Source organism: Nocardia sp. NPDC050630, assembly GCF_044457245.1.
GTDB lineage: Bacteria > Actinomycetota > Actinomycetes > Mycobacteriales > Mycobacteriaceae > Nocardia.
In genome coordinates this window covers 364285-385744 of record NZ_JBITGN010000007.1, presented here as the reverse complement: position 1 = coordinate 385744, position 21460 = coordinate 364285, and the positions used below count along the sequence as shown (strand labels likewise).

Genomic DNA, 21460 nt, shown 5'->3' with positions numbered 1-21460 from the left:
CGCCCGAATCAGGAGAGCCGCTGCTGTGGGTGTCGGACGCGGTGGCCTGGTGCGTCGCCAAGGGCGGTGACTGGCGCCGGCGTGTGGACTCATCACGCAGGTCCGCAAGCTGTCCTAGATACGCGAAACCCGGCTCACCAACCGCCCGGATGGCTGCCGGGTCCACTTCAAGGACGCTAATGCATCCTGCAGCACCGATGAAACAGCGCGCCGTTCCATATGGAACAGGAAGCTATCGAGCTTATGGTTCGAGGGCGTGGGTAGGCACGCGCCCACCACGTGCGATTCCGACCTGCTAAGTCGCGGTGATCGGTACGCAAGAGTCGTCGATGCTGCTGGGGCTGCGATCCCGGATATCCGTCAGATCGGCTCGGCCGCCGGGCGGAATCGAGTCGCGGACGAATGTCCGGGTGATGGTGCAGACCTTCTATCGGCTACGCCGTTGCGGACGAGCGCAAATCCTTGCGGAGGATTTTGCCGGATGCTGACTTTGGGACGGCGTCGATGAACTCCACAGCTCGCACCTTCTTGTGTGGAGCGACTTGACCGGCGACGAAGTCGATGACCTCCTCGGCGGTAAGGTCCGCTGCGAGCTGTCGTACGACGAAAGCTTTCGGGATTTCCTCGCCGCTGTCGGCATCGATGACTCCGATGACCGCGGCATCTGCGATCTTGGGATTGGTCAGCAACAGCGCTTCGAGCTCGGCCGGCGGCACCTGATACCCCTTGTACTTGATGAGCTCCTTGAGCCGGTCGACGATGTAAACGGCACCTTCGGAGTCGACCGTGGCGATGTCACCGGTGTGTAGGAAACCTTCGGCGTCGACGGTCTCTGCGGTGGCATCCGGATTATTGAGGTAGCCGACCATGACGTTGGGCCCTTTGACCCACAGCTCGCCGGGCGCGCTCATTCCCGTTGCTAGCGGATCGATCTCCGTGCCGGTGTCTGGATCGACCAGCTTGTTGACTGTGTTGGCAATCGGTAAGCCGACCGAGCTGAGGGCTATGTCGTCACGATCGAACGGGATCACGTGGCTGATCGGGCTCAGCTCACTCATGCCGTAGCCCTGACGTACCCGGACGTTGAGCCGCTTCGCAACGGCCTTGCCGAGTTCCTCGTCGAGCGGGGCCGCACCGGAGAACACAGTACGAACGCAGGATAGATCGTATTGTCCGATGGCGGGGTGCTTGGCCAGGGCCACCGCGACCGGCGGCGCGATGAACAGGTAGGTGAGCCGGTGCTCATGCACAACTCTCAGGAAATCATTCAGTTCGAACTTCGCCATCGTGGCCAAACGGGCTCGGAGCTTCATCGCAATATTGAGCAGAACGGTCAAACCGTAGATATGAAAGAACGGTAATACCGCTAATACCGCATCGTCGGATGTGATACCGAAGTGTGACTCCATTTGCGCAATGTTGGCGACGAGGTTGCGGTGCGTCAGGATGACGCCCTTCGGTTTACCTGTGGTGCCCGAGGAGTAGGGGAGTACCGCAATGTGTGTCGCGGGGTCGATCGATACTTGAAGGGCTGGCGCATCATCAGCGAGAAGAAGTGACAAACTCGGATGGTCGCGAGCTCCATCGATGACGATCAACCGGTCGGCGGGAATGCCCGCTCGATTGGCGGCGGTCTCGGCTTGCGGGAGCAATGCGGAGACGGTGAAGAGGAATTTTGCATCCGAGTCGATCAGCTGTTTGGCAATCTCTTCAGCGGTGTAGAGCGCATTGATGGTGGTGGCCGTCGCACCAGCACGCAGAATGCCGTGGAACACTGATGCAAACGGCGGGATGTTCGGTGAGTGCAGGCCGACGACGTTACCGACCTCGAGGCCACGCGCCATGAGTGCCCTGGCGACACTGTCGATCTGATCGACAAGGGTCCGGTATGTGGTGACCGCCCCCGAGGTCCCGTCGATGAGTGCGGGCCGGTCGAGTTCGGACTCGGAGATACCGGCGAAAAGGTAATCGTAGACGGTTTGATCGGGTATATCGACATCGGGGAATGGCGAGGCAAAGCTCATGAGTATCTCCTTCGCGATTGTTTGCAAGGTTTAGTTCTGCATGCCGTCGGGGCCACTGAAAATTCTGCGCTCGTTCAATGCGCCTAGCTCACCGAACGAATTCGTAGTACCGCGAGACCTCCGAGCAAGGTCAGAATCCCGGCAGTGATGAATAGTTCTGTGAAGCTACCGTCGAAGAGTTCCACGATTCCCGCTGCGAAAATCGGGCTGACTGCGGGAGGTACAGTGAGTGCGACGTTCATAACGCCTAGTTCTTTGCCGCTATGGTTGGCGTCGGGCAGGACGTCGGCGCCGAGCGCCTGGTCGATACCCATGTAGCAGCCGTAGCCGGCACCTACGACGGCCACCGCTGCCGTGGCGGTCCAAAGGGATCCGGAGAATACGAACATTACTGCGGAGAGGGTTTGCAGCATTGCCGATCCGACAATGAATGGTTTGCGACGTCCAAAGCGGTCGGACAACCATCCTCCCAGGACCGACACGCTCAGTACGCTGAGGATATAGGCAACGGTGAGGATCAACAGTGCGTGACTGGGATCATCGATGTGCAGGTGGAACTGCAGGAAGTAGATCAGCAGGCATGTTGTCAGGGCATTTCCGAAGTTGACCGTGACGCGGCCGATCAGCGCCCATCGGAAGTCGTGATGCCGCAACAGCCGCTTTATTGACCCGGATGACGATGGCGGCGACAACGCCGCCGGACGGTTGATGGTGGCAGGCTCGGTCGCCGACGAGAGAACAATCGGCGACACACACAGTATGAGAAGCACCGCGAGCAGCGGGTATGCGGTGTCGGCTGCTAATGCGAGCGCCGCCACCGACCCCAGCCCGACAATGAGCCCGCCGGCTTGCGCCATCGACATCCACCCGGAAACGGTGCCGCGCTGTTCGTGCGGAACCCGGTCTTTGATAAGTGCGGTGAGAGAAGCTGCGATAGCGCAGAATCCGAGCATGGCGACACACCACCACACGGCGATTCCGAGCGTGGTGTGCTGGTTGGCCAACATGGCCAGAGCAGATGCGAGGACAACGCCACCTATGGCGACCCACGGGCGGCGCCGGCCGAATCGCCCGTGGGTACGGTCGCTCAGCGCGCCTGTGAGTGGTAGCCCGATGGCCAAGCAGACTGCTGATAGTCCGGAGATGATGCCGAAGTCGAGCGCGCTCGAACGCCAACTCGACTGGTCTGTCACGATCGTGGAGCCGAGCGTCTCGTTGATCTGGACCGGAAGCAGGTACTGGAACGGCGTTAGCTGAGCCATCCACACGCCCGTCCACGCGAGTCCGAATGTGAGGCACCACGTGGTGTTCACCCGCTGCGTTGCGGGGACGATCGGGGTATCGGTGAGCTCGGTCATTGTTGGCCAGTGACCAACTCGCCGGGTGCGGTGCTGTCGCGCAAGATCCCGATCGCATCGATCAGGATTTCCCGTGCGTGGCCCGCGCTGGCCACGGTATCCGCTAGATCCAGCCAACCATGAATGAGGTGAGGGAACGGGAGATACGTGGTGGGCACGTCGGCCGCGATGAGCCGTTGTGCGTACTGTATTCCGTCGGTTCGAAGTGGGTCGCAGCCTGCCGTGGTCACCAGTGTGGGTGGTGCGGGAATCGGGTCGGACGCGAGCAGCGGCGCGAGGCGGGCGTCGGGCTCGCGGTCACCACGATAGGAGGCCCAGAAGTAGTCGATGTCGCTGCGATCCAGCCCCATTCCATCAAGACTCGTGTCGCCGCCCTCGGTCGGCACATTGAGGCCGGGGTATATCAGGATTTGCGCGTCGACAGGGTTTCCGTTGGTCGCGCGTTGGGCGCTCACCGAAGCGGCTAGGTTTCCGCCGGCGCTGTCGCCACCCACTGCTAGCCAGGTCGCGTCCTCTGCGGCGTGTGCGACGACGAGTTCGCAGTCGTTGAAGGCCGCAGGGAATGGATGTTCCGGTGCGAGCCGGTAGTCAACCGAAATCACGTGCAGTCGCAGCCGATCGGCTATCGCCCGGGTGAACCGATCATGGGTCGCCGGGTTGCCCAGTACCCAGCCGCCGCCGTGGAAGTAGACCAGCACGTGGCCGGAGTCGGCTGCGCTGTCCGGTCGGTAGCGACGAATCGGGACTGCATGATCGTGTCGACCGGTTTGGATCAGTTCGTCGGTGACCGTTCCGGCGAACGCGGGTTCGTCCCTGCGGAACATTTCCACGAACTCGATGTACTCCGTGCGCTGGTCCTCGGGGTCCATAGCGGTGCGGTCTGTCGGAGCGAGTTGGGATAGTAGTGGGTTGAGGTCGGCGGCGGGCACTGGGCGATGGGCGGCGCTCATCGTGCTACCTGCCCTGCGGTTTCGGTGCTCGTGGAATCGCGCGATTCGGTGAATGAGGAAAACCACCCCGATGCTGATTCCACAGCATCGACCACGCGGTGATAGTGCGAGGGGAACAGTCGCGCAGCGATGTCGGGAATCTTCGCGCTCGCTCCGATGAGCACCCGTCGGCGCCGATGGGCGATGCCGTCGACAATAGTTCGTGCGGCTTCTTCAGCAGTGATGGTCAGAACCTTGTCGAATTCGATGTTGTCTTTCTCGGCGGCGGCCCGCTCGGGCGGTGTCATTGCCGATCCGATACGCGCTCCGAGCGCGATGTTGGTCTTGATACCTCCCGGGTGAACGCATGTGACGCCGATGCCGTCGGGCTCCAGTTCGGCGCGCAATGCCTCGGTGAAGCCGCGGATGCCGAACTTGCTGGTGGCGTAGGCGACGTTGCGGGCTGGGGCAACGAGCCCGAAGACGCTCGACACGTTGACGATATGCGGATTCCTGTTGCGCCGCAGCACCGGCAGCAGAGCACGCACGAGATCAATGGGCGCTATCAGATTCACGGCGAGCAGCCAGTCGAAGTCGTCCTTGGAGTACTGCTCGAAGGCTCCGCTGAGCGCGACGCCGGCATTGTTCACCAGCAATCGGGTACCGGGGTGGTTTTGGACCAGCTTCTCGCCGAGTTCGTGTACTTCGTCCCTATTGGTGAGATCGGCGACGTAGCAGGTGAACTCGGCTCTCGGGTGGCTGGTTCGCAGCTCTGCCAGGGCGGAGTTCAGGCCTTCTGCGTCGCGGTCGACCAGGACGACGTCGGATCCCAGGTCGGCGAGCTGTGTGACCAGTGCTCGTCCTATGCCGCCGGCCGCGCCGGTGACGATGGCGGTCCCGGTAAAATCGAACTCAGGCATTCAACACTCCTTTGTGTTCGGCGACGTGCTCGTCGCCAGTTGGCTTGGGGGCGGTCGCAACCGGGTTGTGCCCGAATTGGAGGGCCCGATCGTTGGTGAAGTCGCTGCGGAACAGCCGCAGGTCGAACAGGTAGTTTTGATGTAGTCGCCAGGGTGTACGGTCGCCCTGCTGCGGGAATGCGTCGATGCTTCGCTGGACATAGCCGGAGTGCAGATCGACGAACGGGCGCGCGCCGGTGACCTCCGAGCGTGGTCTGACGTGGTCGTATCCGCGGCGGTCGAGGTAGGCGAGCAGGCGGGCGGCGCTGCGGCTCACCAGGTCCGCTTTGAGCGTCCATGAGTTGTTCGTGTAGCCGATCACCAGATTGAAGTTGGGTACACCCGACAGCATCATGCCCTTGTAGACCACGGTGTCCGGCAGTGACACCGACCGGCCGTCCACCGACAGTGTCAGCCCGCCCAGCGGCACCATCTGCAACCCTGTTGCCGCCACGATGATGTCGGACTCGATGAGATTGCCTCTGCTGGTTCGAATTCCCGAGGAGACGAAACGATCGATGGTGTCGGTGACCACCTCGGCGCTGCCGGCCCGGATCGCTGCGTACAAGTCCCCATCGGGAACCACGCACACACGCTGGTCCCACGGGTTGTACGGCGGGTTGAAATGTTCGTCTACGTCGACATATTTGCCCAACGCTCGTTCGGTGTCTCTTCGGATGAGCCACCGGGATAACGAGGGAAAGCGTCGTGCGGTCTCGTAGGACAAGACGTTGCCTATGACGTTCTTCCAGAACATGATCCGGCTGGTCAGCGCGGTGGGAAGCGATAGCCTCTCGAGTCGTTCGACCAGTGCGTCCTCACCGGGCATGGACACGATGTAGGTCGGCGTCCGCTGCAGCATCGTGACGTGCTCGGCTTTGCGGGCCAGCGTCGGCACCAGGGTGATAGCCGTTGCGCCACTGCCGATTACGGTGACCCGTTTGCCGGTCCAGTCGAGGTCACGCGGCCAGGACTGCGGCGAGAGGATCTCCCCGTCGAATGATTCCTCGCCATCGAAGTGGGGCCGGTGCCCCTGGTCGTAGCGATAATAGCCGGCGCATACTGACAACCAGCGGCAGCTGACCCGCACGGTTGTAGTGCTGTCTGCGTCCGGTCCCGTCGACTCCGCGGTCACGATCCAGCGGCCTCGGCTGCTGTCCCAGGAAGCGTCGATGACCCGGTGGCCGTAGCGGATATGTTTGTCGACCTCGTATTCAGCGGCGGTGTCGCGCACGTAGTCGAGGATGGACTGCCCGTCGGCGATGGCACGGCGGTCGCTCCAGGGACGGAACGAGTAGCCGAGAGTGAACATGTCTGAGTCGGAGCGAATTCCCGGATAGCGGAACAGATCCCAAGTTCCACCCAGATCGCTGCGCGCCTCCAGCACTAAATAAGTGCTGACAGGCCGCTCACGCATGAGGTGGCAGGCGGCGCCGATACCGGACAGTCCGGCGCCGACGATCACAACATCAACGAAGGCGTCCGGGGGTGGGGTTGCGGGGTCGCCGAAGGAGGCGTAGTTGTCAACCACAGTTGTTCCTAATCAGTTCTGGGAGTGAGCCATCCGGCAAACTCTTGGTGGTAGCCGGCCAGCGGGTGAGCGCTCTTTCAAAGGCGGGTCGAGTTGGCTGTCACCAGACGTCGCGCGCGTAGCGTCCCTGATCACGCAGGTTGTCCAGCCACTGTCGTGGGGCGCTCCCGCCGTCGTCACTGTTGTCCGAACAGCGACGGTGGATCTCGAGAAGCGCGGCTTCCACGCCCGCGCCGAGGCGAGTGGCGTCGCCGCACACCCGGATATGCGCCCCTTGGTTGATCAGGGACCAGAGTTCATCGCGTTCGGCAATCATGCGGTCCTGGACGAACTTGTGACCGTCGACGGGCGCGAAGGCGTATGTCGGGCGTAGCGAGACGACTCCCTGACGTTCAGCCTTCTGTAGTTCTTCGTGGTGGAGATAGTCGACGTCAGGATGGTCGCAACCGAAGTAGGTGATGAGGGGTGCGGAACTCGCTTGGGCGACGCGGTCACCGATCATTCCGCGGAACGGGGCCAACCCGGTGCCGGCGCCGATGAGGATGGCAGTTTGGTCAACGCGTAGGCGAAAGGCATCGCTGCAAGGGACGATTCGAGCCAGGATTGTGTCGTCTGGACGCAGCTGTGCGAGGTGGTTGGACGCCATGCCGCAGTACCGGCGCTCCTCGCCGTCACTAGAATCGCGGTGGGGCGCATCCACGACCGAGACCATGAGATCCACCGCGGCGGGGTCGGAGATGTTCGACGAGGAGACCGAGTACCGCCGGGGACTGATCGCTGGCAGGCGCATCAGAAACGACTCGAAGGTTAGCTCGACAGAACGGTAGCGCTCGAGCAGGTCCAGGATGCTGGTGCCGACCGCGGACACCCGCTGTTCGAAGTCGGGGGGTTCGAGGTTTGCCAGCTCGTCGAGCGGCTTTCGTTCCGGTGGGCAGGCGCAGTGCTCGGCGAGGAAGCGAATATCGTCGGTGGTTGCCGGTTTCTGCAATTCGACGTACTCACGCAGGATCTCGCGGATGGTGAGCGGGCGATCTGCGGGCAAGAAGTGCCTCAGCCTCCGCGAGGCACGCACGCGTACCTGATGGTCCAGATCGAGACCGAACCGAGCGCCGACACGGTCGATGAGCTCGCTGTCGTTGCTCGCCAGCACCGCCAGGTGATCACCGGTACGGTAGCTGACACCATCGGGCAGCCGTATCCGTAGGAAGCGTTTGGATCGCCCGAGCGGATGGGCGAGGTCGACCAGCTCTCCCGATTCGACCACCGTCATCCGCGTCATGCCATGCTGTTCGGCCCGCTCGGTCTCGCGGCTTTCGACCGGTTCGATGGTGAGCTGGATGCTTTGGCCGAAGTCGGTCGTCGAATCATCGGCGGCGATGTCATCGTCCGCCATCCCGATAGCCGCCAAGAGGCTATCGGACCAGGCGTCGACAATTCCGCCGAAGTTTCCGCCGACATCCACCGCTCCTCGTTCCACGATGCGTGTCGCGCCCGCAGCGGTGAGTTGCTCGTCGATCAGAGTCGGAATGCGCTGGTAGGTCGCGGAATACGTGCGGTCACCGACACCGAGGATCGCAAACGACAGTCCGTCGAGTGATCCGAGCTGCAACGTTGCGATCCAGTCGATGAACGCAGCCGCATCGTCGGTGGGGCGACCGTTGTATGACGACGCGACGACGACTACCAGCGTATCCGGGGAGAGATCGCCCAGCTTGCCGACCGCGTCGTCGAGCGGCGCGACGGTCGTACGGTATCCTTGGTCCCTTGCGGCAGCGGCGAGTTCGCGGGCAACGCCCGCCGACGTGCCGAGGTTCGACCCGTGGAACACGGCCAGCGCCGAGAACCGGTCAGCCACCGATGCAGTTCTGGGCTGACGCTGCGGGGCCGCGGGCGGATCGACACGACGCTCAATGGGCGTACGCAGTCCTGGATGCAGCTGAAAACCATCCGGCTTGATCGTGAGCGTCATTCCGATGTTCAGCTGGTAATTGGCGCGATCATCGAGATGGAACCGGTGTACCAGCATGGCGAGCACCAGCGTCGCCTCATGCAGTGCGAATTGTCTTCCGATGCAGGCGCGTTCGCCGTTGCCGAAGGGCTTGTAAATATGTCCGGGGCGGGAGTCGATGGCTTCCGGCGCGAACCGGTCGGGATCAAAACTGTGTACGTTGTCTCCCCATTCCGGCTGCCTGTGCAGTGCCGGAATGAAGATCTGGATACTGTCGCCGGGACGGAATGTGTATCGCCCGCCGACAACGGTTTCCTCGACCGGTGTGACCGCATATCCCGGAGCTGTCGGCCAGAGACGAAGTGCTTCATCGAGGATCTGACGGATGTAGGTGAGCTTGCCGACATCCTCGTAGCTGGGGTCGATGTCGTCGGCGGAGCCCCACAACGTATCGACTTCGCGTTGCGCGCGGGACAGTACGGTCGGATGTTTGACGAGATAGTAGAGCGCGAAAGACAATGCGGCACCAGTTGTTTCGTGACCCGCAATGAGGAATGTCATCACCTGATTGCGGATGTTCGCGTCATCGAGCGGTTCGCCGCTGATCGGGTCGGGCGTATTGAGCATCCGCCCGAGTAGATCGTCGATGCGACCAGGGGCTTCCGCACGCCGGCGTTCGATCAGCGAGGTGATGAGATCCTGCATCGCCTCGATGTCGCGCGCGTATGCCTGGTTGCGGTGGAAGCGCAGCCGGTTCACGAATGCTGGCAACGCATTCAGATCCTGGGCATAAGTCAGTGTGCGGACCATCGACGCTACGAACGGATGCAGTTCTTCTTTGGAGAAGGAGTCGAATTCGAATCCGAAGCCGCACATTCCGATGGTGTCGAAGGTGAGGCGAGTCATATCTCGAGGAACATCGACCGTCAGCCCTCCGCGGGCTCTACGTTCCCAGTAACCGACCAGATTGCGGGCGGCCGACACCATCTTGGCGTGATAGTCGTGCATGGCCTCTCGAGTGAAAGACGGCATCAGGATGTTGTGAGCCTTACGCCAATTCGGCTCCTCGTTGTATGCCGTGAAGAGGCCGTCCCCGCCGATGTCCCGCAGTTGCACGAGATCCGCGTGCACGCTCTTGGCGAATCGGTCGACGTCGGACAATTCGGCAACCAAATCTGATCCGGCAACGAGAACCTGTTCGGTGCCGAAGAAGCGAAGCCGGAAGATCGGACCCAGTTCCTCGGTCTCCGTCAGGAGATAGTCAATCAGTCCTCCCCCGCGGGGGATCCCCAGCGCATGCCCTATGAACGGCAATCCTGCACGTTCGGGGATCGCTTGTGACGTTGCGGTGGGGCGGTTGCCCATCAGCATCTCCCTTGATGTGTCGTGTGTCTCACCCCCGCTCACAAGTGCGACCATACCACCAACTTGTTCGACTGACTATGTCACTCGAACAAGTCAGTCGAACAAGTTCGCTAGCCGATGGAAACAACCTGGTAAAAGCCTTCTAAACTGTGAGCATGGCCCACGTCCCAGCCCCACAGCGCCGAGCTCAGTTGATCACCGCCGCGATCGAATTACTGATGCGTGAGGGACCCTCAGCGGGCAGTACGCGTGCGATCGCGGCCGAAATCGGCGTGCCACAGGCGACCGTGCACTACGTGTTCGGCACCAAAGAAGAGCTCTACCGCGCCGTCATCAGGCAACTCACCAACGACCTTGTCGAGTACGTCCGGAGTGTGGAGATTCCTGCCGCCACCGACTTCGAAGGCAGTATCGCCAAACTCGCTGAGCGCCTATGGCAGACCGTGATCGAGCAGCCCGGCAAACACCAACTGCTCAGTGAGCTGTCCATGCTTGCTCTGCGCTCACCGCAGTTCCGTGACATGTTCGAGGAACATCGCTGCACAGTCGATCAGGCGACCGCATCGCTCATCGAGGAGACCGCCCAGCACTTCGAGATCGAGCCCGCCGTCGACACGCTTTACCTCGCCCGGTACTTCCTCGCGGCCGTCGACGGTCTCATCAACCAGCACCTGACGAGCCCCGACGCCGACTCCGAGGCTTGGTGCCTCGATTGCGTTGTGCGATCGACGACGGCGCTGGTGAATGGCCGCGGAGTCATGGCAGGCATATCGACTCCTGGCCGCGTGGTGAGTTAGCGCACGCTCAGCCCCGATGCCTACAGCAGAGGTCGGAGATGGCGCGGGTTGGTTCGAAGTCCCTGGCGCTGAGCGGTGCTCGATGTCTAGCGTGGTGCTTTGGTCGAGCTGCGGGGGATAACTGTCGGAGTGGCGACCAGGGTGCGCGGGGGGCTTGCGGCATCTCGATCGATTAGGAGTCCGATTGCGCCCGTGGCGATTTGCTGGAATGGCACGCGGACGGTGGTCAGTGGCACTGGGAGCCTGCTGACGATGGGTATGTCGTTGTAGCCAACGACGGCGAGATCTTCGGGCACGCGTAGCCCGAGCGCGTGGGCTGCGGCCATGGTGCCGATCGCTGTGTTGTCGTTCACCGCGAAGATGGCGGTGGGTCGGTCCGGTCGGTCGAGGAGTATTCGGCCCGCGACCTGGCCGGATTCCATGGAAAAGGAATCACCGGTGATCATCGACTCGTCGAGTCCGATCCTGGACTCGGCAAGAGCCTGTTCGTAGCCCTTTCGGCGCCTCTGGGCGCTGGAAGCGTATGCGGGGCCGCTGACCAACGCGATCCGTCGGTGGCCGAGATCGATCAGATGCCTAGTCGCGAGGTAACCGCCGAGGTGGTCGTCGCCGATCGATGCGGAGCTAACTCCGTCGGTGCGCAGAGCCAAGGCGTAAGGCACTGGGAATCGGGTCGGATCGTTGTCTCGGTCGATACGTGCAGTTGTGAGGATCAACCCGTCGACACGTCTCTGGAGGAGGGCTGCGACAGCGACGTGTTCGGTTTCTGGATCGTCCCCGGTCGTGGCGACCAATGCGAAGAGGCCACGGCCAGTGGCCGCAGTGGCGATTTCCTCGTAGAGCATCGCCATCACGGTGTCGGTCAGTCGAGGCACGACAACGCCGACCGTGCTGGTGCCGGTGCGGCGCAGTCCCGAGGCGAGCGGGTTGCGCACGTAGCCCAGTTCGGCAGCGACTCGGCGTACGCGCTCCGCGGTAGGACTGTTGGAGCGCGGCAGACGTTCGTCCAGCACCCGCGACACCGTCGATTTACTGACGCCGGCCTCCCTCGCCACATCCAGAATGGTCACCACGGCCACGAGATTACCGTTCCGCGAGCCGGATTCAGTTGCGCTATTGACCTGATGGGTGGGCATACCCCATCCTATGGGAACGTTCCCGCAATCGTTCCCACAGGAAGTCAACGTATGTCTCTCGATCTCAGCGGGCTGGTGCCAGCGCCAGTCACCCCGTTCACCACGCAGGGGGCGGTCGACCACACCGCGCTCGCGACCTACGGCAAGTGGCTGTCCGGATTCGACGGGGTGAAGGGCCTCGTCTGCCTCGGCCACGCCGGTGAAGGCACCTTCCTCACCCAGGAGGAGCAGGTCGCGGTGATCCGCACGCTCGTCGATGCAGTCGGCGGCACGGTGCCGATCATCGCGGGAATCACCGGTGAAGGTACCGCAGTCGCCGCGGCCGAGGCTGTGCGCGCGGTGGATGCCGGTGCGGCCGCGGGCTTGGTCTACCCATCCCACGGTTGGTTGCGATTCGGCTTCCAGCCGGGCGCGCCCCAGGACCGGTATCGCGCCATCCACGAGGAGTCCGGCCTGCCGCTGATCCTGTTTCAGTATCCCGATGCGACCAAGGCCAGCTACGACCTGCGCACCCAACTGGAGATCGCCGCACAGCCGGGAGTGTTCGCGACAAAGAACGGCGTGCGCAATATGCGGCGGTGGGATACCGAGATCCCCGTCCTCCGGGCCGAACAGCCCGACCTGCAGATCCTTACCTGCCACGACGAGTACCTGCTGCACACCATGTTCGACGTCGACGGGGCCCTGGTGGGCTACGGTGGCCTCGCCCCGGAGCCTCTGATCGATTTGATCGCCGCAGGGAAAGCCCGCGACTACGTCGCGGCTCGCGCTATCCACGACCGGCTGCTGCCTGTGACGAAGGCCGTTTACCACCGTGGCTCGCACATGGAAGGCACCGTCGCGCTGAAGCTCGGCCTCAAGGCCCGAGGCATCTTGCCGACGGCGACCGTCCGGTCCCCTCTGATCGACCTCTCGGCCGAGGCCGAGGCCGAGATCATCGCAGCTCTCGAGAGCGCCGCATTGATCTGAGCCTGCGGCCATTTACCAGGACCAACCGGGCCCCGGACGGCCGATGACCATCCAGGCCCGGCAGGATCGGCGGTTAATGGACTGCCGATCCTGCCTTTCGACCACCGGCGTGCGCCGACTTGCGAGCGCCCGGTTCGGTGACAACGCAGTCCCGACCAACTCCATGGCTCGACGTGGAGCGCGAGGAATATCGACATGACGACCCTGCCCACTACCGTCACCACCGCAGATGTGCTGGCCCGGCTCGAGCGGCTACCGGTGACCCGCCGACTGATGCTGATCCGTGTCATCATTGGCTGCGCAACGTTTTTCGACGCCTACACCGTTCTGGCCATCGCCTTTGCCATGCCGCAATTGGTGTCGGAATGGGATCTGAGTCCGACGCAAGTCGGTCTGATCCTCTCGATCGGCTATCTCGGCCAACTGCTCGGCGCCCTCATATTCGGTTCGCTCGCTGAGCGATTCGGGCGGCTACGGATTCTCTTCATCACCATTCTGTTGTTCGTATCCATGGATATCGCCTGCCTGTTTGCCTGGAATGCCGCATCGATGGTGCTCTTCCGCTTCCTGCAAGGCATTGGAACCGGCGGCGAGGTGCCGGTGGCGAGCGCCTATATCAACGAGTTCATCGGCGCCCGCAAACGAGGGCGTTTCTTCCTGCTCTACGAGGTGATATTCCCGGTCGGCTTGATGTTCGCGGGTATCATCGGATACTTCCTGGTGCCCGTTTACGGTTGGCGGGCAATGTTCGTCGTCGGTCTGGTCCCTGCCGTACTGACGATTCCGCTGCGGTTTCTGATGCCGGAGTCGCCACGTTGGCTGGCGTCCAAAGGCCGACTCGACCAAGCCTCTGCCGTTGTATCGATGCTGGAGCGCGACGCCACGAAGCGCGGACTGCTGCTGTCGGAGCCAGTGGTCCGACCGATCGATCCGGTCGCCTCGAAACGCTCCGACTGGCGTGAGCTGTTTCAGGGGATCTACCGCAAGCGCACCCTCATGATCTGGGGCCTGTGGATCAGTGTCTATTTGATCAACAACGGCCTGATCACGTGGCTGCCGACGCTCTACAAGCAGGTGTTCAAGCTACCGCTGCAGACCAGCCTGGCCTACGGCTGGATAACCTCCGGCGTCGGTGTGTTCGCGTCGATAATCTGCGCGTTGTTGATCGACAAGGTCGGTAGAAAGCGCTGGTACTCAACGGCATTCCTGCTCGCGGTTGCGCCACTGCTGACTCTGACCGCGTTGGGAGCCACCTCGGCCGTGCAGGTTGTCATCCTGGCGACGGCGACCTATGCGATCCTGCAGACCGTTTCGTTCTCGCTGTACCTGTACTCCGCTGAGCTGTACCCGACACGGCTACGCGCGATCGGTACCGGTTTCGGCAGCGCCTGGCTGCGCGCCGGTTCGTCGATCGGACCCATCCTTGTCGGCTGGATCGTCGCGGACTTCGGAATCCGCTACGTATTCTCGGCTTTCGCCGCGGTAGCGCTCATGGGCGGTTTGGTAACAGTGTTCTTCGCAATCGAAACCAAGGGCCGAATCCTCGAAGAACTGTCACCATGACCATGGAACTACCGCGCAGCTGGATCGTTATGGCGGCGCCGTACTTCGCCGCAACACCGAGTGTCACACGGAGGCTCCGGACTGGGCCTGTCGTCGATGTCTGTCAACCGTTTCGACCGGCCAGTCGTGCCTGGCATCGCAAGCAGATGGTCTTGGCGCCGATGGCCGTGGCCTACCTAACCTCCGCACAACGCACGACACACCATTGATTGTGACTTGGGTGTGCACGCAGTCGGATCAGCACTTCCGTAGCGTGATTGCGGCGACGAATCATCGTCGTTTATTGCGGCTCAGGAACTGCTTGGCTCTCGTGCATTGTCACCGTCGATGTGCCGACGTAGGAGTCGAGGACTCGAATCATAAGGTCGCGCATCGCTTGGTCGCTGTCCGGATCGTCTGGTCGTGCGATTTTTTGCAGGGTGAAGCCATCGATGAGAGCGCTGAATTGCTTGGCCGGAATGTGTGGATCAGTAACACCGAAGGTTTCGAGTGCCTTTTCTGTCGCGTCTTCGATCACTCCCAATATGCGCTGGACGGGTTGGCTCAACTCGCGTCGCCGTCGGACGGCGAGATAGGCCTCGAACTGGGCGATGGAATCGTTGTTGTCTTGGTTGGACACCAGCTCGATGATGCTTTCGGCCAGTTGTTCGCGGGTGATCGCGCCGGAGTGGGCTGCCTGTAGCAGGCTGGTGACCTTGCCGGTGATGGTCTCCGCGACGCGGGTGATGGCGGCGTCGATCACCTCGTCCACCGAGGCGAAGAAATAGCTGGTCGTGGAGGCGGGATAGCCGGCGTGGTCAGCGACCGCTTGGAAGGTCACGCGCTCGAGCCCGCGTTCGGCGATGATCACGATCGCGGCGTTGATCAGTTCGTCCCGCCGCTCGCGGCCTCTCGCATAGTGCGTTCGACGTCCGTTGCTCATGGGAAGTACGGTACCGACTTTCTGAAGTCTGGCCATTTGGCCAAAGTTTGGTTACAGTCGTGCGCAGACGCGTTGCACCGCCCAAATGGCAGGACTGATTACGCGGCCTATTCCCAAACTCCGAGGAGTGTCCATGTTTTCTTGCTATCGCTACTTCGTGACCCCGGCGGATACCGCGATCTCCCAGGTGGCCTGATGATCAGCAACACTGACGTAATCGTGGTCGGCGCGGGGCTGGCCGGGCTTACAGCTGCTCGCGCTCTGCGTGCGAAGGGGCTTGATATCCATGTCCTCGAAGCTCGCGATCGGGTCGGTGGACGTACGGTCAACCACGACCTCGGTGGTGGCCACGTCGTCGAAGCTGGTGGGCAATTCGTCGGTCCAACCCAGGACCATGTCTTGAAGCTGGCCGCCGAGCTCGGTGTCGGCACCTTCCCCGCCTATGACAGTGGCGCCAACACCTACGTGAAGAACGGAAAAGCCCGCCGGTTCAGCCGCGGCGTGCCACCGGACGTGACCGCGTTGCCCGATATCGGCAGGCTCATCGCCCGCTTGGACCGGCTGACGCGAACGATTCCCTTGGCAGAACCGTGGCGTACGCCGAATGCTCGGGAGCTCGACGCCGAGACACTCACTACGTGGGCTCGCCGCGGCGCGCTCACCGACGGTGGACTCGATCTGCTCAACATTCTGCTCGGTTCCGCGTTCGGCGGGACGGCGAACGAAGCCTCGGCGTTGTTCGGCCTCTGGTATTTCGCTGGTGCGGGCAACGAGCACACCCCGGGCACGATGGCCCGGATCACGAATGTGTCCGGCGGTGCGCAGGAATCGCGGTTTGTCGGTGGGTCGCAACGACTTTCACTCCTGCTCGCCGAGGGACTCGGTGACGCGATCACGTTGAGCGCCCCGGTCCGGGCGATCGACCAAACCGCGACGGAGGTGGCAGCACATACCGACGGCGGCACCTGGACCGCGAAGCGGATCGTCGTCGCCGTACCACCGCATCTGGCCACGCGAATCACCTGGAGCCCGCTGCTCCCCGCGCCACAGGAGGCGCTGTTTCAGCGGATGACGTTCGGCACGCTCGCGAAGGTGGAGGCCGTGTACCCCGAGCCGTTCTGGCGCGAGGCCGGCCTGTCCGGCCAGGGTGTGTTTCGAGATCCGGCCTCCCCGGTTTGCTCCATGTTCGACAACTCCCCACCCGAGGGTGGACCCGGCGTGCTGATGGGCTTCGTCGGCGCACGCCAATGGCGCAACTGGGCCCCGAAACCGGCCAAAGAGCGCCGTGGCGCGGTCCTGCGCGCATTCAGCGCGGTAGTCGGTGCCCGGGCGCTACAGCCGTCGAGCGTGATCGAAAAGGACTGGACGGCAGAGGAATGGACCCGGGGCGGTCCGACATCGGTGCTTGCTCCAGGAGTTCTGACCGAGTTGGGCCGATGGCGTGACGTTCCTTTCGGCCGCGTGCACTGGGCCGGCGCCGAGCATTCCGACTACTGGAACGGATACATGGACGGCGCGGTCCGTTCGGGTGAACAAGTCGCCTCCGAAATCATCGGAGCAGAAGGAGCTCTCTCGTGACAGAACGATTCGTCATCAGCGCCCACCGCAACCTCGTGGTCACTCCCGAGGAGGTTTGGGCCGTTACCAGCGATACCAGCCGCTTCGGCGAATGGGTCAGCAACGTATTGGAGGTGAAGACGCATGAAGGGCACGCCAAACCAGGTGGCGTGTTCACCGAGCGGGTCAAGTCGGTGGGCCCGCTCGTCTCCCACCCGACATGGACGGTTCGGACGGTCGAGCCGATGAGTTTGCGCATCGATTCCGCGGAGGGGCTCGCTCCGCTGCGCGAGGTGATCAACGTCTTTCGGTTCGAGCCCCTAGGCGAGGGCAGCGCCACGTCGATGACCTACGAGTTCCACTTCGACATGCGTCCCCGTCCCTTCGGCTGGCTGGTCTATCGTCTGCTGTTGCCGATCATGACCGCAGAGTTCGACACATCGATGCGCGCGCTGGAAACCCTCATACTGTCCGAGCGATCCAATGCCGAGAAATGACCTCACCGGCAAGGTAGTTCTGGTGGTGGGCGCGTCTTCGGGCATGGGGCGCCGCTTCGCCGAACTCGCCGCCGCGGCGGGAGCAACCGTAGCGGTCACCGCTCGTCGTGCGGAACTGCTGGATCAGATCGTTGCCACGCAGCACGCCCAGGGCTACCGGTGTTCCGCGCACCCAGCGGATGCGACCGACGCCGCAGCCGCACGCTACGTTGTCGAGCAGGTCGTCGAGCTGCACGGACGCATCGACTCGGTACTGCTCAATGCTGGCGGTGCGCCCGCGCTCGACCTGAACACCCTGACGGCCGAAGCGATCACCGGCTACATGCGCACCAACTACGATGTCGCGGTCAACTATCTGGTGCCCGTGCTCGCACACATGCGCGAGCACGGCACCGGGACGGTCGCACACACCAACTCCCTGGCGGGCTGGTATGGAATCCCGCTACAAGGGCCGTATTCCGCAGCCAAAGCCGCAGTGCGTGTGCTGCTCGATACCTACCGGATCGAATACGCCGCCAGTGGCATTCGTTTCGTCTCCATCTACCCCGGATTCGTCAGAACAGAGGCCACACTCGGCGACGGTATGCCCGCTCCCGGCGAAATCGACGAAGACACCGCCGCTCGGCACATGATTCGCGCCGTAACCCACGCGGGCGAGTCGTATTCGTTCCCGTGGCATACCGCCGCGCTGGTGGGCGTCGGACGCGTTGTCCCCACTCGTGCGCGGCGCACGATCCTCGGCTGGGCGCTGCGCAGCCAGCGGCACTCCGACCAGACCGAGGGACAAACACAATGACGGCACCGTCACCGGTACTCGAACTCCGAAACACATTCCAGCGCGGGATAACTCGGCCTCTCAGGTGGCGCCGTGATCAGCTTCGCGCGCTGCGGCGTCTACTGCTCGACAACGAGGACGCACTCACCGCTGCCTTGCACGACGACCTGCACAAGAGTGCCACCGAAGCACTCATGACCGAGATCGGCGTAGTCGTTACGGAGATCGAGCACACTCTCTCGCACTTGCGACGATGGCTGCGCCCTCGCCGCGTGCTTGTGCCAGCCAAGCTCCAACCCGCCCGGGCTCGCATAGTGCGGGAACCACTGGGTGTGGTGCTGGTGATCGCGCCGTGGAACTATCCCGTGCAGCTTGTTTTGGGTCCGCTTGTCGGCGCTCTGGGGGCGGGAAACACCGTCGTTCTACGTCCCAGCGAGCTTGCCCCGGCTACCTCGCGGGTCCTGGCCGATCTTGTGCCTCGGTACCTCGATCACCGGGCCGTCCGGGTCGTCGAGGGAGGCGTGGATGCCACGCAGGCGATGTTGAGTGAGCGCTTCGATCATATTTTCTTCACCGGCAGTGGTCGTGTCGGCCGGATTGCGCTCGAGGCGGCAGCCCCGAATTTGACTCCGGTGACTCTTGAACTCGGCGGCAAGTCGCCGCTGTGGATCGACGACACCGCGGACCTCGAGGTCGCGGCACGCAGGATCGCGTGGGGTAAGTTCGTCAATGCCGGGCAGACTTGCGTCGCACCGGATTTCGTGCTCACCACACCCCAGTGTCGGCCGGTCCTCGAAGCGGCTCTCACCGAGGCGATCACCCACCTGTTCGGCCCAGATCCCCAACGCAGCCCGGACTACGCGCGCATCATTTCCGCGGATCACCTCACGCGGTTGACGAAGTTCCTCGACGACGGCACCGTCGTGGCCGGCGGGCTGGTAGATGAAAGCGATCGTTATCTGTCGCCGACGGTTCTGAGCGACGTCGACCCGAACTCCGACATCATGGAGCAGGAAATTTTCGGGCCGATCCTCCCGATCGTGGAAGTAGCCGATGTCGATGCGGCGATCGCCTTCATCAACGAGCGAGACAAGCCTTTGGCGCTGTATGTCTTCACCGGATCGGCATCGACTCGTCGACGATTTCAGGAACGCACCAGCTCCGGCGCCATCGTTTCCGGTACCACCATCCTGCATCCCGCGGTCCCGGCGCTGCCCTTCGGCGGTGTCGGCTCCAGCGGCATGGGCGCCTACCACGGTGAGCGTTCGATCGCGAATTTCAGCCATGACAAAGCAGTATTCGACAAGCCGTTCCATCCGGATCTCACCCGCCTGATCGAGCCGCCATACAGCCGGTTCGGCCGCTGGCTGGTCCGACTGCTCTCGACCATGCGACTCACCCCTTCACGTCCTGCGGCCACAGTGGCGCGCGGCGGCTTCAACACGAAAGGTTCGCGATGACAGGCAACGACGCACAAGTCCGGGCGTTCACTATCGGAGCACATGTTCTGGACACCCTCGTGCACTCGGTCGAGCAGATCCCGCCGGGACAGGGTGCGACGCTGGTCGAACAGATCGCCATCAGCCCGGCAGGCACCGCCGCAGCAGCGGCCATGGTGATGTCCAAGCTCGGCGCAAACGTGCGCACATGCGGCGTGATCGGCGACGATCAGTCCGGCGCGATGTTGACGAAATTGCTGCAATCCCACGGTGTCGACACCACGCTGCTGCACCGTATCTCTGGAGTGCAGACCTCAGCATCGGTGTTGCCGATCCGACCGGACGGATCACGCCCCGCCCTGCACGTCGTGGGCGCGAACCAATACCTTGCCCAGCACATCCCCTGGGAGGCGATCGACGACGCCGACATCGTCTACCTGGGTGGACTCGAATTCTACGGTGGTGAGCTCGCCGCGAAAATCCTGCGCCGTGCCCGTGAGGGCGGGGCCTTCACCGCGGCCGACAGCTTGTCGCCCGGTTTCCCTGGCACATTGGCCTACTTCGAATCGGCGCTGCCCGAGCTCGACTATCTGTTGCCCAACGACGAACAGGTCATCGGTTGGACTGGTGCGTCCACGCTGCATGAGGGATGCCGTCGGCTCGTCGAACGCGGCGTTCGCTGCGTCGTCGCGACTGCGGGCGCCGACCCGACCGTGGTCGCCACCGCCGACGGCATTACCGAGGTCCCCGCATACGCCGTCGAAGTCGTCGACACCAGCGGTTGTGGCGACGCCTTTTCCGCCGGGTTCATGCGCGGGATATCACTGGGTCTGCAACCCGAGCGCGCCGCCCTTTTGGCTAACGCCACAGCAGCCCAGGTCGCGCAGGGGCTCGGCAGCGACTTCGGCGACTACAACCTCGACAGCGTGCAGCAATTCATCATCAGCCGTGAGCAGGAGGCAAACAGGTGACAAGTAGCGAAATAGAGAACGCACGCGCCGCCGTCGCAGAAACCAGCAGGCAGCTCGCTGCGCACAAGTTCGTTCTCGGCTCAGCCGGTAACGTCAGTGCGCGCGTCGGTGACCTGGTCGCGGTCACGGCCAGTGGCGTCATTCTCGCCGACACCACAGTGGAGGACGTCACGGTTGTCGATCTGGAAGGCGGTCACCATGCTGGAGAACTGCGACCGACGTCGGAGCTGGAAATCCATCTCGGCGTCTACCGCTCATCGCAGTCCCTCGCCGTCGTCCATACACATTCTCCCGCGGCAGTTACGTTGTCACTGGTCGCAGACGAGCTACCTGTCATCCACTATCAGCAGCTGTTGCTAGGTGGGCCGGTGCCGGTCGTACCCTTCGCTGCGTTCGGCAGCGAGGAGCTGGCCTCGGCGACGCTGGCGGTCTTGCAGCATAAGAACGCCGCGATCCTGGCCAACCACGGAGCGGTCACAGTCGGTACCTCGCTCGACGCCGCGCTCGACAACACCGTGCTCTTGGAGTGGTCGAGCCGGATCTACTTGGACGCTGCTGCGGTGGCACCGCCGAGATCACTCACGGAAGCGCAGCTTCAAGACGTCGTTGAAGCTGCCATCCGCAGTGGATACGGCAGCACCCATCCGATCGGCACCTGATCCGACTATTCGCGTTCCGCAACAAGAATCTCAGGCCGCGTGGGTCGGTGCCCGGAAGCTG

The 21460-nt window shown here is 62.9% G+C and carries 17 protein-coding genes; 9 read left to right on the top strand and 8 right to left on the bottom strand.

Translation table 11 applies throughout. The annotated features are described in order from the left end of the window. Window positions 1-434: 434 nt before the first annotated feature. From ACIBG0_RS21070 to ACIBG0_RS21045, 6 genes are all read right to left on the bottom strand, one after another. Window positions 435-2024, bottom strand: coding sequence for an AMP-binding protein (locus ACIBG0_RS21070; RefSeq protein WP_397034624.1), 1590 nt, complete (start codon window positions 2022-2024; stop codon window positions 435-437). 83 nt (window positions 2025-2107) lie between these two features. Beyond that, window positions 2108-3286, bottom strand: coding sequence for an MFS transporter (locus tag ACIBG0_RS21065; RefSeq protein WP_397034644.1), 1179 nt, complete (start codon window positions 3284-3286; stop codon window positions 2108-2110). Window positions 3287-3378: 92 nt separating this feature from the next. Further along, a complete protein-coding gene (locus tag ACIBG0_RS21060; protein WP_397034623.1) occupies window positions 3379-4332 on the bottom strand; it encodes an alpha/beta hydrolase in 954 nt (317 codons plus the stop codon). Beyond that, window positions 4329-5231 carry an SDR family NAD(P)-dependent oxidoreductase gene (locus tag ACIBG0_RS21055; RefSeq protein ID WP_397034622.1) on the bottom strand — a complete coding sequence of 301 codons (903 nt, stop codon included), beginning with the start codon at window positions 5229-5231 and terminating at the stop codon, window positions 4329-4331. The genes ACIBG0_RS21060 and ACIBG0_RS21055 overlap by 4 nt, the downstream gene beginning before the upstream one ends. Then, window positions 5224-6801, bottom strand: coding sequence for a flavin-containing monooxygenase (locus ACIBG0_RS21050; RefSeq protein ID WP_397034621.1), 1578 nt, complete (start codon window positions 6799-6801; stop codon window positions 5224-5226). The genes ACIBG0_RS21055 and ACIBG0_RS21050 overlap by 8 nt, the downstream gene beginning before the upstream one ends. A 100-nt stretch (window positions 6802-6901) precedes the next feature. Beyond that, entirely contained in the window at window positions 6902-10114 is a 3213-nt protein-coding gene (locus ACIBG0_RS21045) for a bifunctional cytochrome P450/NADPH--P450 reductase (protein WP_397034620.1), read from the bottom strand. Window positions 10115-10269: 155 nt separating this feature from the next. Between ACIBG0_RS21045 and ACIBG0_RS21040 the strand changes: the two genes are divergently transcribed. Then, window positions 10270-10911: a TetR/AcrR family transcriptional regulator gene (locus ACIBG0_RS21040; RefSeq protein ID WP_397034619.1), complete on the top strand. Its 642-nt coding sequence runs from the start codon at window positions 10270-10272 to the stop codon at window positions 10909-10911. A gap of 86 nt (window positions 10912-10997) precedes the next feature. Here ACIBG0_RS21040 and ACIBG0_RS21035 read toward each other — a convergent pair whose 3' ends face one another. Then, on the bottom strand, window positions 10998-12047 hold the full coding sequence (locus ACIBG0_RS21035; protein WP_397034618.1) for a LacI family DNA-binding transcriptional regulator: 1050 nt from the start codon (window positions 12045-12047) through the stop codon (window positions 10998-11000). 51 nt (window positions 12048-12098) lie between these two features. Between ACIBG0_RS21035 and ACIBG0_RS21030 the strand changes: the two genes are divergently transcribed. Together ACIBG0_RS21030 and ACIBG0_RS21025 are read left to right on the top strand one after the other, a co-directional pair. After that, window positions 12099-13016, top strand: coding sequence for a dihydrodipicolinate synthase family protein (locus tag ACIBG0_RS21030; protein ID WP_397034617.1), 918 nt, complete (start codon window positions 12099-12101; stop codon window positions 13014-13016). 195 nt (window positions 13017-13211) lie between these two features. Next, window positions 13212-14579: an MFS transporter gene (locus ACIBG0_RS21025; protein WP_397034616.1), complete on the top strand. Its 1368-nt coding sequence runs from the start codon at window positions 13212-13214 to the stop codon at window positions 14577-14579. A 280-nt stretch (window positions 14580-14859) separates the two neighbouring features. On the opposite strand, the gene ACIBG0_RS21020 is transcribed toward ACIBG0_RS21025, so the two are convergent. Next, window positions 14860-15537, bottom strand: a complete 678-nt coding sequence (locus tag ACIBG0_RS21020) for a TetR/AcrR family transcriptional regulator (protein ID WP_397034615.1) — start codon at window positions 15535-15537, stop codon at window positions 14860-14862. A 159-nt stretch (window positions 15538-15696) separates the two neighbouring features. Between ACIBG0_RS21020 and ACIBG0_RS21015 the strand changes: the two genes are divergently transcribed. From ACIBG0_RS21015 to ACIBG0_RS20990, 6 genes are read left to right on the top strand one after another with little or no spacing between them, the layout of a single operon-like run. Further along, the gene (locus ACIBG0_RS21015) at window positions 15697-17079 is read left to right on the top strand and encodes a flavin monoamine oxidase family protein (protein WP_397034614.1); all 1383 of its coding nucleotides are present in this window, start codon (window positions 15697-15699) and stop codon (window positions 17077-17079) included. Then, window positions 17076-17555: an SRPBCC family protein gene (locus ACIBG0_RS21010; RefSeq protein ID WP_397034613.1), complete on the top strand. Its 480-nt coding sequence runs from the start codon at window positions 17076-17078 to the stop codon at window positions 17553-17555. Before ACIBG0_RS21015 ends, ACIBG0_RS21010 begins: the two co-directional genes overlap by 4 nt. Next, window positions 17542-18351, top strand: coding sequence for an SDR family NAD(P)-dependent oxidoreductase (locus tag ACIBG0_RS21005; RefSeq protein WP_397034612.1), 810 nt, complete (start codon window positions 17542-17544; stop codon window positions 18349-18351). Before ACIBG0_RS21010 ends, ACIBG0_RS21005 begins: the two co-directional genes overlap by 14 nt. Next, a complete protein-coding gene (locus tag ACIBG0_RS21000) occupies window positions 18348-19790 on the top strand; it encodes an aldehyde dehydrogenase family protein (protein ID WP_397034611.1) in 1443 nt (480 codons plus the stop codon). Before ACIBG0_RS21005 ends, ACIBG0_RS21000 begins: the two co-directional genes overlap by 4 nt. Continuing rightward, window positions 19787-20740, top strand: coding sequence for a carbohydrate kinase family protein (locus ACIBG0_RS20995; RefSeq protein ID WP_397034610.1), 954 nt, complete (start codon window positions 19787-19789; stop codon window positions 20738-20740). Before ACIBG0_RS21000 ends, ACIBG0_RS20995 begins: the two co-directional genes overlap by 4 nt. Further along, window positions 20737-21399, top strand: coding sequence for a class II aldolase/adducin family protein (locus tag ACIBG0_RS20990; protein ID WP_397034609.1), 663 nt, complete (start codon window positions 20737-20739; stop codon window positions 21397-21399). The genes ACIBG0_RS20995 and ACIBG0_RS20990 overlap by 4 nt, the downstream gene beginning before the upstream one ends. Window positions 21400-21460: the final 61 nt, after the last annotated feature.